A 12,918-nucleotide genomic window follows, 5' to 3' on the forward strand; every position below is an offset into this window, starting at 1 on the left:
GCGCACAAGGTGAGCAGGTATAAAAACATGGTCTATAAGAAAGAGCCCCAGTGTAACTACTGGGGCCCTTTTCTGCCTTAACTATTCAAGGTCTTGGTGCGCGAGGGGGGACTTGAACCCCCACCCTCTAATACGAGGACTAGCACCTCAAGCTAGCGCGTCTGCCTATTCCGCCACCCGCGCAGGTGACTTGTGGGCCTTCACAGAGTGGCCGCCCACAGCAACATGTAATACTTTACGGGCTTTACCGCACCCGCGCAAATCAAATAGACGTGTTATACACCACTGTTTGCGGGGTGTTGCGGGGCGGTTTCATGACCGCCCCGAATTTCCCGCACCGTTTATGGCGTACTCTAACCCGTACCGCGCCACGCCGTCTCGACACGCTCATTTCCTCCCCGCACAGAAGCTTAGAATAGAGACTATGAAGAATGAGAACCTTACCCGCGAAGAAGCCGCGCACCGCTCAGAGCTACTCACCGTAGAGTCATACCACGTGCATTTGGATCTCACCCACGCCAAGGACGAGACCCGAGAATCCTACCCCACCGTCACCACCGTACGGTTTGACGCCAAAGCTGGAGCCGAAACATTCATCGATTACATTCACCACTCCATTGACTCAGTCAGGCTCAACGGCACCCACCTGAACCTCGCCGAAGTCATTGACGGATCCCGTATTAAACTGCCGAACCTGGCCAAACACAACGAACTCACCATTCATGGGCGCTCCTACTACTCGCGCTCCGGGGAGGGCCTACACCGCTACATCGATCCCTCCGATCAGCGCGTATACCTCTATACCCAGTACGAGCCCGCCGACTGCCGCCGAGTCTTCCCGAACTTTGAGCAGCCCGACCTGAAAGCTGTCTTCAATTTCCGGGTCACCGCCCCCAAAGAATGGGTGGTCAGCTCTAACGGGGTGCTTGACACGGAAGTACCCGACCCCACCGATTCGGGTATCACCAAACGTGTTTTTGCCCCCACTGAACGTATCTCCACCTACATCACCGCGATTCTTGCCGGAGAATACTTCACCGCAACCGACACCTACCGCCCCAAGAGCACCGTCAATAGTGGAGACGTGCCGTTGGTTGCTTACTGCCGATACTCCCTCAAACCACATTTCGACTACGACAATATTTTCCGGGTCACCAAAAACGGGCTGGACTTCTTCCAAGACCTCTTCGACTACCCCTACCCATACCCCAAATATGAGCAGGCATTCGTGCCCGAATACAATATTGGCGCCATGGAAAACCCGGGCATGGTGACCTTCACCGAAGACTACATTTTTGTTTCTGGTGCCACCGAGGATGACTTGGAAGGGCGCACCAACACCATCTGCCACGAGATGGCGCACATGTGGTTCGGCGATCTAGTCACCATGAAATGGTGGGACGATCTCTGGCTCAAAGAATCATTCGCCGATTTCATGGGCACTCTCGGCGCTATCGAAGCCAACGGGTTCAAAGACGCCTGGGTCACCTTCGACAACCAGCGCAAAGCATGGGCGTACCAGCAGGACCAGCTGCCCACCACCCACCCGATCGTGGCCGACATTGCGCACCTTGAGGCGGCAAGCCAAAACTTTGACGGCATTACCTACGCTAAAGGGGCCTCCACCCTCAAACAGCTGGTCGCCTACGTGGGCTTCGACACCTTCATCGAAGCAGCCCGCGTGTACTTCAAACGCCACGAATGGGCGAACACCACCCTCAACGATTTCCTGTCCGTACTCAACGAAGTATCCGGCAGGGATATGCAGGCGTGGTCACGGGCCTGGCTGCAAACCTCAGGTCTCTCAACTTTGGGAACCCGCCGCATCTACAGCACCGACGGGCAACTCACCGACCTGTACCTCACCCAGCAGCTCCCCGAAGGCATACCTGCAGGGGTCGGGCGCCCGCATGTGGTCAAACTAGAGACCTTCCGCCAGCATGAGAACCGGCTGGTCTCAACGGGGGTGCTCTCCCTGGAATACCCCAGTGAGCCCATCACAGAACACCGGGTTGAGCTCACCGATGAGCACAAAAAGCAAGTGGGTGAAGCCGACCTGCTCATGCTCAACGCCCAAGACCACACCTACGCAAAAGTGGCACTCACTAACGACGATGGGCTGCAGGCTGCAATCACTGGTGTATCCACCCTCGAATCCACGCTATCTCGCGGGCTGATCTGGGGCGCCCTCTGGGAGAATGTGCGCGATGCCCGCCTGCCGGTCAGCACCTTCGTAGATGCAGTAGTGCGCAACGTGTCCCTCGAACCCAGCGCCTCCCTGCTTGGCAGCATGGTCTCCCACGCCCAAGCAGCGGTAGCGAACTATGCCTCCCAAACAGAACGGGAAAACCTCTACAACGCACTCCATGATGCATTCAGCACCGCCCTCGCAGCCGCCTCCCCCGGATCGGATGCGCAGCTCATCCTGCTCCGCGCCCTCATCACGGTGAGCGGCGTCGCCACCCAAGGCGAAGAAACATGCCGCGACATCGCCCGCGGGGCCTTTGAAGACACCACCGGAGACATTGCAGTGGCCACAGGCATACCCTACGACCAGAACCTCGGCTGGGCCGCCCTTGGTGCCCTCGCCGAACGGAACCTTGTGAGCGTCACTGAGCTGGAGCAGGCTGCCCGTTACAACCCCTCCTCCATCTCAGCCAATGGTTACGCTTACGCGCTCGCGGCATTACCGCAGGCCGAGCACAAGGCAGAGGCATACCGTACAGTTATGGAAGACAGCACCCTCTCAAACGACGCCCTCTCCTCAACCGCCAACGGATTCCGCCTCGGCCCCGATGAGTTGCGTGAACCATACTTCGAGAGCTACTTCGCGGCGCTGAGCGATATTTGGGAGTCCCGGTCCATTGGGATGGCTACCCGTATCGTACGTGGGCTCTACCCGCGCATCTCCTACGGCCACGGATCAGCCGCAGGATTAGACGTGGACGATACCGCCCCGGTAGCCCTCGCCGAACGCTGGCTGCAGGAGCACCCCGAAGCGCCCTCAGCGTTACGTCGCCTCATCCTTGAGGCCCAAGACCTCACCCGGCGTAACCTGAACGCACAGAAGTTCAACGCGACACACTAAACGCCTGTGTATTCGCTCACCTCATGGACGCAGGCGCCCGGCGCATCCCACCGGGGCGAGGGCCGGGCACCTGCGTACTGCCGGTGTTTACACGGCACACCGGGTACCCCACGACTCGTCACAGGTGTTAAAACCGCAAAAAGTTTTTGGGTCAGAGAATCGCTAGTTTTTGCTGTACCTCTGTTCGGCTCAGTCTCAAAAACATGAGAGAATAGAAGCATTATCTGTCACCCGATAAATGTATCCACATAAATATAAGGAGTTTACTTTGGTCGACTACATCCTCGGTGACCGCGGAAGCGTCGAGATTGTTACCGATGGCTACTACGAGGCCGAAACCCTTCAAGTCTTTGAAGAACTCCACATTGACCGCGAGCGCATCTGGTTCGGAGAGGCCCACCTCGTACCTGAACCAGATAATCCTTATGAGCCTAAGAGTATCGCCGTGTACATTGACGAGCTCAAAGTTGGCCGGATGAGTGTTAAGGATTCAGCCGCATACTGGGAGCCAATAACGCGAGTAGTTGCTTCAGGTTACGTTCCGGTAGTTCACCTGCAGCTCTCAGCTATTGCGCGCCGTGTCGGTGAGGGCACCCGCATCGAAAGTTACGGTGTGTTGTCGCTTTCAGCACCAGGTTCGCTCTTCCCCATTAACCAGGCCCCCGCGCGAGCGGCCCTGCTTCCGCAGGGGCAGTCAATGAAGGTTCTTGATGAGAAAGACCATTCAGAGTACCTGCACAGTATCCTGCCCCCCAATGGTGAAGGGCGTGTGATTCTGACCCTTGAGGCGAACCAGATGAAGCTCTCAGATGGGCGTCTTATCGACACAGTTGAGGTGCTCCACGACCGTAAGTTGGTGGGCCGGCTAAGCACACAAATGTCCGCGCAGCTAGCTCCCGTGGTGAAGTATGCCTATGACCGTAACCGCCTCACAAGCGCCTGGGGTACTATCCGTGGCAATAGCTTGGAGCTTTCGCTGACGGTTCAAGCACTGCGAGCCAGCGAGATCCCGGCGGAATGGTACCGCACCCTGCCGAATAATGTTCCTGAGCTGCTCCCCGAAGGGGTGGCCTATGAGGTTCCTGACGCATATGTTGCCACTGAGGGTGAGAATAACCGCTCCGCTATTGAGGAATCAACAACGAAGAAGCGACGCGGGTTCATGAGCGCGCTCACCGGTGGAGGTGCCCCCGCTGAGACCGCTGCTCCTGAAACTCTCAGGGCTGAGGGGCTGCAGGAGGACAGTACCGAAGCCGTCGTACGGGGCGAGCGCCGCCGTCTGCTGACTCTTATGAGCGTCACCGGTTTGGCTGCGCTGTTAATCGGCTTGATCGTGGCGTTCTCGTACCTGGTGGTGGGCTTCATTATTATGGCGCTGGGGGCGGTGCTGGTCTTAGCCACCCTGTATGTTGGGCGTCAGATGGCGGTAAGCCCATCAGTTATCCGATACGCCGATTATGAGGCTCAGAAAGAGGCCCAACAACAACAACAGGAGAAACCGGAGAAGCCACTTAATACGGCGCGCCGCTAAATTCTGTTGTGGTTCTATGTGGGTGAAGGCCCCCACCCCGGTTGTATACCGGGGTGGGGGCCTTCACGTATGCCGTAGCTAGGCACCAGCTGAGCGTTAGCCTTCCGCTGCGCGGCTAGTCTTCACCGTATACGGAGGTGAAATCGGTGATCTTATCGTTCTGCAGCGCACGGGTAAGATCAGCGTTCGCTTTCTGATCCACCAGAACAATAGACTGCCCGTCCATAGACCACCCGGGCCCTGCGTTGGGTAGGCTCATCATGTGCATTGCGGTGGATCCGTTTGTAATCACCGGGGCCGCCAGGTTAGCGACCTGTGAGGAGTCCAGTCCCTTATCGACGGTCAGGTAGCCGCTGAGGGAATCTACGACCGTCTTGAACTTCCCGATGCTGCTCAGCGCTCCCTGAGCTTTAAGGGTGTTGTACAGGCCCCGCAGGTAGGCACGCTGGTTACGTACACGCTGGTAGTCGCCGGCGGCGAAAGAATAGCGTTCACGTACGAACGCCAGTGCCGTACTGCCGTCCATGTGCATGGTGCCGGGGGTGTACGACCACACCCCGGTTTTAAAGGCGACGGGTACTTGAACGTCTACCCCGCCGACGGCGTTGGTCAGGTCTTTGAACCCGGTGAAGTCGATCTCAGCTACATGGTCGATTTTGATCCCCAGCAGCTGCTCAATGGTAGCTACCTGCAGCCCAATACCACCGTAGTTCAGGGCGGCGTTTACCTTTGCGCTGCCGTACCCGGGGATATTCACCCAGCTATCACGCATAATGGAGATCAGGTACACCCCTGAACCGTCTTTGGGGATATGCATGAGCATAATAGTATCGGCACGCTGTCCGCTGACTTTCGCGGCATCGGCTGAGCCAGCGCGGGAATCGCTCCCTAGAAGCAGGATATCTGTGCCGGGGCTATCAACGATATCTCGGGTTTTGCCGCCTTCAACAGTGTCAAGGATGCCGTCACCATTCTGATCTTTTTCGCTGGCGAGAGATTTGGTGTCCTTACCTTCGGGCCCGGTGAAGGTGGGGGTTGCTGGGGGGTCACCAAGGGTTTTTTTGAGGTTATCAAGACCGTCCTGAGAGTCAGTGATCGAGTCAAACTTCTGAGTCTGGCTATCCCAAGTGTGCCCGATACTCCAGATATAAAACCCGACCCCCAAGAGTAGGGCCAGAATAATAATAAGCAAAGCTATAAGGGAGCGTTTAACCCATTTTTTCCTGGGTGTGGTGCGAAGAGCCTGAGTGAGTGTTCCGCTCATGATATTCCTTTATGTGCTGAAATTTTATGGCGCCTGCAAATGCCTCCATCGGCTCGGGCGCATAGCTGATGTGCCTGCCCCACAGTGTGGGGATGTGTATGTGAAAAGGCACCCCGTACCCGCGACGTCTGCGGCTACGGGGTGCATGAGAAATTATTTAGTGCAACGAAAAATTTAGGAGGACTTCTTGCCGAAATTCGCGAAGCGTGCGTTGAAGCGCTCGACGCGGCCTGCGGAGTCCATGATGCGCTGCTTACCAGTGTAGAACGGGTGAGATTCGGAGGAAATCTCGACCTCTACAATGGGGTACTCATTGCCGTCTTCCCACTTCTCAGTCTTAGCGGAGGTCATGGTGGAACGGGTGAGGAAAACCTTGCCGGATGCGAGGTCTCGGAACAACACCGGACCGTATTCCGGGTGAATATCTGCCTTCATTTTTACCTTCTTCTGCCACTGGATTTTGCCAGCAGCCCTTATATGGATGGGGTAGGTATGATGTGCTTGAGCGCATCAAACGGTTGTTCTCGGGCGCTGATGCGCACACAACCAGCATCAAGGGTATCACTTTTCAGACGGGTGCGCACACCCAGGTTTTATCGCTTCACTCACTAGCGCGGGCGGGTCTCCCAGAACGCTACAGCCGAGGCGGCAGCCACATTGAGCGAATCTACCCCGTGAGACATGGGGATCATGACCGTGTGTTTCGCGGCAGCAAGAGTCCGCGCCGACAGCCCATGCCCTTCAGTGCCCATAATAAGCGCCAGTTTCGGGTAGCGCCTGCTCGATAGTTCCTCAAGGGTGAGAGAATCATGGTGTAATGCTAGGGCGGCGGTCTCATACCCCATGCTGTGCAACAGTTCAAGGTCATCCGGCCAGCTGGTTAAGCGCCCCCAGGGAACCTGAAAAACGGTCCCCATTGAAACACGAATGGAACGACGGTACAGCGGGTCAGCGCAGCGGGGGCTTACGAGTACCGCATCCACGTTAAGGGCGGCAGCGGAACGGAAAATAGCCCCGACATTGGTGTGATCCACAATGTCCTCAAGGATAGCCACCCGAAAGGCCTCAGCCACCAGCTGCTCTAAAGGAACCGGGGCGGGGCGGGCCATCACCGCCAGCGCCCCGCGGTGCAGATGAAACCCAGTGACACCCTCTAACGCCTGTTCCGGACCTACATAGGCAGGAACTTCGGGGTGTGCCCGCAGCACGTCCGCAAGATCATCGGCCCATTTTTCACTCATGAGGAATGAGAGCGGCTGGTGCCCTGCGTCGAGCGCCCGACGCACTACCTTGGAAGACTCAGCAATATAAATACCCCACTGGGGTTCCAGTACCGAACGTAATTTCACATCGGTCAGGTGGGTGTAGTACTGCAGGGCCTGTTCGGGGGCCTGCTCCAACGGAACCACGGAAGAAATAGCGTGTACCCGCTCTGTTCGGGCGGCAATATCGGCTGCGGATAGTTGTTTCTTTCTCATGCTTTTTATATGCTGCACCTGTCGCTGGGTGTTCCCGTCGTACGACGGGAACACCCAGCGACAGGGCTGCTATTTAGCGTTTAAAGGCGCTGTAACGCCCGGTGGCGGTAGTGGTTAAGGCCAGGTCCATACCGTAGGTGCGCGCCAGGTTCTCCTCAGTAATAGTCTGCGCGATCGGCCCGGCAGCCACCAGCTGCCCCTCACGCAGCAGCAAAGCGTGGGTGAACCCTGCGGGGATTTCTTCGAGGTGGTGCGTAATCAGCACAGTTGCCGGGGCATAAGGATCGGCAGCTAGCGCACTCAGGCGTTCCACGAGATCCTCACGGCCGGAAATGTCCATACCCGCCCCGGGCTCATCCAGCAGCAGCAGCTCCGGGTCGGTCATGAGGGCACGGGCGATGAGGGTACGTTTACGTTCACCATCGGAGAGAGAACCAAAAGTGCGCTCAGCGAGGGTCTCAACACCCCAATCAGCCAGCAGCTCGGTAGCGCGGGCATCATCCATCGCCTCGTATTCTTCTTTCCACCGGCCCGAAACAGCATAGGCGGCGGTCACCACCACGTCGGACACTTTCTCGTGTCCGGGGATCTGCGTGGCAGATGCTGCTGAGGAGATGCCAATACGGGGGCGTAATTCGAAGACGTCTACCGCCCCGAGGGTCTCGTCCAGGATCTCGACCTCTCCGCCGCTGGGATGCAGCCGGGCTGCAGCAATCGATAAGAGGGTGGACTTACCGGCCCCGTTAGGGCCTAGGACAACCCAGCGTTCGCCTTCGTTCACGGACCAGCTAACATCCCGCAGAATGTTGCGCCCGCCGCGTACTACGTTAACGTTGTGAAGATTAAGTACGGTGCTCATGTTTTCTTCTCTGCTGTGAATTTCTAGATAGTGTGGATGATCTCAGGTGGCCCCGCCACGAACCGGCCGGTGTATCTTCCACCCGTACACGGTACTGGGCGGGTGCGTGGTATGGGCTAGTCGATGAACCCGCGTGCCCCGCCGACAAGTTCCACATGGCCGCTCTCAACCTCTGCGGTGACCATTTTGGCGACCTCGTGGGCGAACTCGTTAACCGTGTAGAGCTTCCCAGCGGTTTCGCGGCGGGCCTCAATGGCGCCGGGGTGCAGACGGTTGAGTAAGGTCGCTGTAACGGTGCCCTCAATCATGTCGGCAGAGACAATAACGAGGGAGATGCCTTTCTGCGCAAGTGCCGGGATTTCTGCGACGAGGGCATCCTCCCCCGCCCGTTTTGACTCGGCGACCGGCTGGTATTCTGCCATGGTCTGAACTTCCCGGATGAAGTGCGCCTGATGGCTGGTGACAAACACGATACGCCCGCCCGCAGGCATTTTCTGGGCTGCTAGGCGCGCCAGTTCAAGCTGCGCGTCACGGTTGAGACGCATCGCGTAGTCTTCGCCCATGCCGCTCTCCATGCCGCCGGATGCGTTAAGCACCAGGTAGTCAAGGGAACCGTAGGTGTCTACCGCCGTCTGCACCAGGTTCTGCAAGTCGGCGGTGTTGGTGACGTCAGCCTGCACGGCGATTGCTTTACCGCCAGCTTCCTCAATGGAGGTGACGATCTTCGCGGCGCGTGGTGCTTTGGAGCGGTAATTCACCACCACGTTCGCCCCTTCGGCTGCGAGAATCTGTGCGGTGTCTGCGCCCACCCCGCGGGAGGAGCCGGTGACGATAACGGTTTTGCCGGTCAGTTGTGCCATAGCTTATGAGTCCTTTGCTGAACGAAAACGGTGGTTAATGATGTGTGGTGTGCTAGTGGCCCATTCCCAGACCGCCATCCACGGGGATAACCGCACCAGAGATGTAGTTTGCCTCATCGGATGCGAGCCAGCGAATCACGCGCGCAACTTCTTCCGGTTCGGCGAAGCGCTTGGCTGGGATGGTATCGAGGTAGTTCTGTTTGGTCTCTTCTGGCAGCACCTCGGTCATTGCGGTGTTAATAAATCCGGGGGCAACCACGTTCGCAGTGATATTACGCCCGCCCAACTCACGGGTGATGGAACGTGCCATTCCTACCAGTGCAGCCTTCGAGGAGGAGTAGTTCACCTGCCCCGGTGAACCGTACAGGCCCACCACGGAAGACACCAGGATGATACGCCCCCGCTTAATTTTAAGCATCCCCTTGATGGCGCGCTGAACTACCCGGAAGGAGCCGGTGAGGTTCGTGTCGATGACGTCGGTAAAGTCTTCTTCCTTCATGCGCAGTAACAGGGTGTCACGGGTGATACCCGCGTTGGCGATAAGAACCTCCACCGGGCCGAACTGCTCCTCAATGGTTTTAAACGCCTCGGTGATGCTTGAACTGTCACGCACGTCGGCTTTGACGGCGAAAAACTCTTCGGGGGCGTCCCCGCTACGGTAGGTTACGCATACGTTGTGCCCCGCCGCTTTGAATTCTTTAGCGATTTCGTAGCCGATGCCACGGTTACCGCCGGTCACGAGAACAGTTTTGGGGGTGGTTTCGCTCATTATTTTCCCTACAGGTAGGCTTATTGGTCTTCTAATATTTTACGCCGTTTATGCCCAGCCTGCCGGGCGTGACTCTTAACGCTTCATATTCTGCAGGTCTACACTGAAAGTGTTCCACGGGGTCTACACTGGAAGATAAGGTGGCTTTTGAAGGCCGCACCGAACTGTTGCAGCGGGGTGTGGCGCACCCATACCAACAGATGGATACAGCACACACAACGCGCTAAAGGGGAGGGATTCTGTGTCCGAAAAATACTGGACAGCTGAAGACCTTGCCGACCACGGGTACCGACTAGAACAGGCCCCCGAAGATCAGGCGGAGCAAGATGACGCATACTGTATTACCGGTGCGGATGAGCCGCTTTCGCAACGGGTTAATAAACGCTCCCGCGAGTACATTTTTAAAATGTCGCTGCGAGTGGTGTGTATTGTCTGTGCGGTACTGGTGGACGGGTGGATGCGGTGGGCGTTTGTAGCCGGTTCAGCAGTGCTGCCGTGGGCGGCTGTTGTAATCGCCAATGGGGAAGCTAAAAACCGCAATAGCGGTTTCGTTCCCTACAAGCATAATGTCCCCCAGTTGGCATTAACCGCCAGCATGCAGGGACAAGATTCTGGGAAGCCGTCGTACAATACCTCCGAGGTCATTGATTTACAGGCACACCCGGCTGGACCTGACCGGGCCTAGTCGCAGAGTAAAGTGTGAGGAGAGGCTAGCAGTGGACTTATTAGGTTCGCTCTCAGGCGATGCAGCACCCACTGGGGATATCTGTTCCCGTAAAGGGTGCACTACCGAGGCTACCCACCAGATCCTGTGGAATAATCCAAAAATCCATACCCCACAGCGGCGTAAAATCTGGCTTGCCTGCGACGAGCATACGGCATGGTTAGAGAATTATCTTAAAGAACGCCAGTTCTGGAAGCAGACCCTGCCGTTTCCACAGTAGCTGACACCCACTCAGCGGCACTGTACTGTTAACTCTGTTTCTGTTCTATCACCGTCCGGAAGGATTCATGCGCGCATACCGTTTTCTGCTCACCAGCAAATGGATATTAGCTTTCATCCTGTGTGTGCTGTTTTCCGTGCTGTGCGTGTACCTGGCGGGGTGGCAGATGAGCCGTAAGGAGGCTCTTGACTGGCGTAATTCTCTGATCGTGCAGAACTACCATGCCGACCCCTACCGGCTGGAGGATAAGCCCCGGATCTTTACAGACTACGACCCTAATACTCAATGGCATCCGGTTCAGATGCGTGGACAGTATCTTCCCGAGAAGACCCTATTGGCCCGCAACCGGCCCTATGAGGGGCAAAACGGTTTTGAGGTGCTGGTTCCTTTCCGCACCGATGACGGGCAGGTGATTGTGATAAACCGCGGCTGGTTACCTGCCAGCTCATCGGATGCCGCAGCCCCGCGCGAGGAAGTGCCCGCCCCGCCGCAGGGGCAGATGAGTATTGTTGCACGCGTGCATAATGGGGAATCTGCCACGGGGAAAGAAGCACCACAGGGGCAGGTGGCCTCTATTGATTTGAAGGAAATCGCCGAACGCACCTCACTGCCAGTTAGCGCTGGCGCCTACGGGCTGCTTGATGCTGAGAACCCAGCCGCTGCCAGCCGCCCGCAGCAGAAAGCGCAGCCCGAGTTAGATAATGGGCCGAACCTTTCCTACTCGTTACAGTGGTATGCTTTCGCGGTACTGATCTATGTGGTGTATTTCTGGAGTGCACGGCAGAAAGTGCGCAACGATGAGCTGGATGCCCAGGTGGCGGCGGAGCTGGAACGTTACTACGGGCAGTTCTACAACGAGGACGGCACCTACGTGGGTGAGGAAGACGAGGCTGTGGTGCTTCGCAAAATGGAGATGATTGATGATATGCCCTCGCATATGAAGTCGATCGTACGCCCCAGGCCCGCAAGGAAACGTTCCCGGCCCACCGATGAAGAAGAGGAAGACGCGTTTTTGGATGGGCTCTCGTAAGAACTGCAAGCCCAACCGGTCAACACCCGGCGGCGGCGTGTTGCGAGGGTCCGCAGGAAGGCGTAAACACCTTTTCTGTCGCTGACGAACCACCTGCCCAGCAGGCTGCTGCGGTAGGGTATGAGGTGTCTGCGTCAATGCCGCCTGAAGATACTCAGCCACCCTGCAGCGTTCCCCTGCTATATGTTCTTTCCGTTTATTCCCGGCGCTGACTGTCCTAGTAAAACGTATTTTCTAACCGTTCCTGCCGCGGATAGTCATGCATATATTTGTATCGAATTTTACTTCGAAAACCTGCTATAGTTAGTCCTGTTTAGAAAAGATTTTTGCAAAGTATTTTCGAAGAGGTTTCGCCTATGATGGGTTACTCGCACACCGTGAGCGCGGCCGCCGGGTGGCTCATACTTGCTGAAACCGGTATGGTGCAGGTGCCCGATACACTCACCCTGATCGTTACCACTCTTGCCTGCGCTGGCGCGGGTATGCTACCCGATATTGATCACCATAACGGCAGTATCGCCAACTCCATACCGCCACTTTCACGCTGGCTTGCACGCGTGGTGGGCGCTATAAGCGGTGGGCACCGAAAAGGCACCCATTCGCTGATAGGACTCATCGCTTTCTGGGCTATCGCATACTTCAGTATTCAGCTCACCTACCAGGGTGTCCCCTGGGTTTCGCTCATACTTGCGGGGTTCTCTGGTGGGTTAGCTCTGCGTGTTCTCGGTGCACCGGGCGGCTGGATTGGGGCTATTATCCTGGGGTACGCCGCTTACACCACCGGCTCGCTCAGCCTACTCCCCTGGGCTATTTCAGTAGGGGCAACCATACACCTCATAGGAGATGCCCTGACCACCAGAGGAATTCTGCCGTTATACCCCATCATCCTTAAACCTCCGGTTGCTTCGGCACTTTGGAAGAAAAGTGGCTACATGGCCTTACCGCTTCTGGGTGATGCTGGCAGCGCCCGCGAAAAAGGATTGGTGCTGTTACTGACCCTCTATATCGGCTGGTATGCGGCCGCACTTGGTGGCCTCATCCCCTACCCCCTACAGACAGCCGGGCTGGGCATACATCAATAACCTTTGGGAACGT

General features: G+C 57.0%; 12 protein-coding genes and 1 tRNA gene. 6 read left to right on the top strand and 7 right to left on the bottom strand.

The features are described 5' to 3' along the window. Positions 1–94 precede the first annotated feature (94 nt). Positions 95–183: transfer RNA gene (locus I6I94_RS00940), tRNA-Leu, on the bottom strand. 241 nt (positions 184–424) lie between these two features. Between I6I94_RS00940 and pepN the strand changes: the two genes are divergently transcribed. Both pepN and I6I94_RS00950 read left to right on the top strand, forming a co-directional pair. Beyond that, on the top strand, positions 425–3,088 hold the full coding sequence (gene pepN, locus I6I94_RS00945; protein WP_201620771.1) for an aminopeptidase N: 2,664 nt from the start codon (positions 425–427) through the stop codon (positions 3,086–3,088). 268 nt (positions 3,089–3,356) lie between these two features. Beyond that, the gene (locus I6I94_RS00950; protein ID WP_128087773.1) at positions 3,357–4,619 is read left to right on the top strand and encodes a hypothetical protein; all 1,263 of its coding nucleotides are present in this window, start codon (positions 3,357–3,359) and stop codon (positions 4,617–4,619) included. 115 nt (positions 4,620–4,734) lie between these two features. Here the strand turns inward: I6I94_RS00950 and I6I94_RS00955 are convergent, their stop codons facing one another. The 6 genes from I6I94_RS00955 to fabG form a co-directional block, all read right to left on the bottom strand. Next, entirely contained in the window at positions 4,735–5,883 is a 1,149-nt protein-coding gene (locus I6I94_RS00955) for an LCP family protein (RefSeq protein WP_201620772.1), read from the bottom strand. 174 nt (positions 5,884–6,057) lie between these two features. Continuing rightward, complete coding sequence (locus I6I94_RS00960; RefSeq protein WP_006887159.1) at positions 6,058–6,318, bottom strand: type B 50S ribosomal protein L31; 261 nt, start codon at positions 6,316–6,318, stop codon at positions 6,058–6,060. Between the two features lie 173 nt (positions 6,319–6,491). Next, on the bottom strand, positions 6,492–7,361 hold the full coding sequence (locus I6I94_RS00965) for a TrmH family RNA methyltransferase (protein ID WP_128087772.1): 870 nt from the start codon (positions 7,359–7,361) through the stop codon (positions 6,492–6,494). A 73-nt stretch (positions 7,362–7,434) separates the two neighbouring features. After that, on the bottom strand, positions 7,435–8,220 hold the full coding sequence (locus tag I6I94_RS00970; RefSeq protein WP_128087771.1) for an ABC transporter ATP-binding protein: 786 nt from the start codon (positions 8,218–8,220) through the stop codon (positions 7,435–7,437). Positions 8,221–8,336: 116 nt separating this feature from the next. Further along, positions 8,337–9,080, bottom strand: coding sequence for an SDR family oxidoreductase (locus I6I94_RS00975; RefSeq protein WP_006887106.1), 744 nt, complete (start codon positions 9,078–9,080; stop codon positions 8,337–8,339). Positions 9,081–9,132: 52 nt separating this feature from the next. Next, positions 9,133–9,849: a beta-ketoacyl-ACP reductase gene (fabG, locus tag I6I94_RS00980; protein WP_006887323.1), complete on the bottom strand. Its 717-nt coding sequence runs from the start codon at positions 9,847–9,849 to the stop codon at positions 9,133–9,135. Between the two features lie 241 nt (positions 9,850–10,090). Between fabG and I6I94_RS00985 the strand changes: the two genes are divergently transcribed. From I6I94_RS00985 to I6I94_RS01000, 4 genes are all read left to right on the top strand, one after another. Next, positions 10,091–10,534 (top strand): DUF3099 domain-containing protein, encoded by a 444-nt coding sequence (locus tag I6I94_RS00985; protein ID WP_052029820.1) that lies wholly within the window; start codon positions 10,091–10,093, stop codon positions 10,532–10,534. Between the two features lie 31 nt (positions 10,535–10,565). Further along, complete coding sequence (locus I6I94_RS00990; protein WP_006887165.1) at positions 10,566–10,793, top strand: hypothetical protein; 228 nt, start codon at positions 10,566–10,568, stop codon at positions 10,791–10,793. Positions 10,794–10,860: 67 nt separating this feature from the next. Then, positions 10,861–11,823, top strand: coding sequence for an SURF1 family cytochrome oxidase biogenesis protein (locus tag I6I94_RS00995; protein WP_128087769.1), 963 nt, complete (start codon positions 10,861–10,863; stop codon positions 11,821–11,823). 356 nt (positions 11,824–12,179) lie between these two features. Beyond that, positions 12,180–12,905, top strand: a complete 726-nt coding sequence (locus tag I6I94_RS01000) for a metal-dependent hydrolase (RefSeq protein ID WP_128087768.1) — start codon at positions 12,180–12,182, stop codon at positions 12,903–12,905. Positions 12,906–12,918 lie beyond the last annotated feature (13 nt).

Source organism: Rothia aeria (assembly GCF_016726365.1).
GTDB lineage: Bacteria > Actinomycetota > Actinomycetes > Actinomycetales > Micrococcaceae > Rothia > Rothia aeria.

What these genes read in the sequence shown, in the direction of transcription:
- pepN (WP_201620771.1), top strand. Translation starts at nt 425, where the DNA reads ATGAAGAATGAGAACCTTACCCGCGAAGAAGCCGCGCACCGCTCAGAG.
- I6I94_RS00955 (WP_201620772.1), bottom strand. Translation starts at nt 5,883, where the DNA reads ATGAGCGGAACACTCACTCAGGCTCTTCGCACCACACCCAGGAAAAAA.
- I6I94_RS00960 (WP_006887159.1), bottom strand. Translation starts at nt 6,318, where the DNA reads ATGAAGGCAGATATTCACCCGGAATACGGTCCGGTGTTGTTCCGAGAC.
- I6I94_RS00965 (WP_128087772.1), bottom strand. Translation starts at nt 7,361, where the DNA reads ATGAGAAAGAAACAACTATCCGCAGCCGATATTGCCGCCCGAACAGAG.
- I6I94_RS00970 (WP_128087771.1), bottom strand. Translation starts at nt 8,220, where the DNA reads ATGAGCACCGTACTTAATCTTCACAACGTTAACGTAGTACGCGGCGGG.
- I6I94_RS00975 (WP_006887106.1), bottom strand. Translation starts at nt 9,080, where the DNA reads ATGGCACAACTGACCGGCAAAACCGTTATCGTCACCGGCTCCTCCCGC.
- fabG (WP_006887323.1), bottom strand. Translation starts at nt 9,849, where the DNA reads ATGAGCGAAACCACCCCCAAAACTGTTCTCGTGACCGGCGGTAACCGT.
- I6I94_RS00995 (WP_128087769.1), top strand. Translation starts at nt 10,861, where the DNA reads ATGCGCGCATACCGTTTTCTGCTCACCAGCAAATGGATATTAGCTTTC.
- I6I94_RS01000 (WP_128087768.1), top strand. Translation starts at nt 12,180, where the DNA reads ATGATGGGTTACTCGCACACCGTGAGCGCGGCCGCCGGGTGGCTCATA.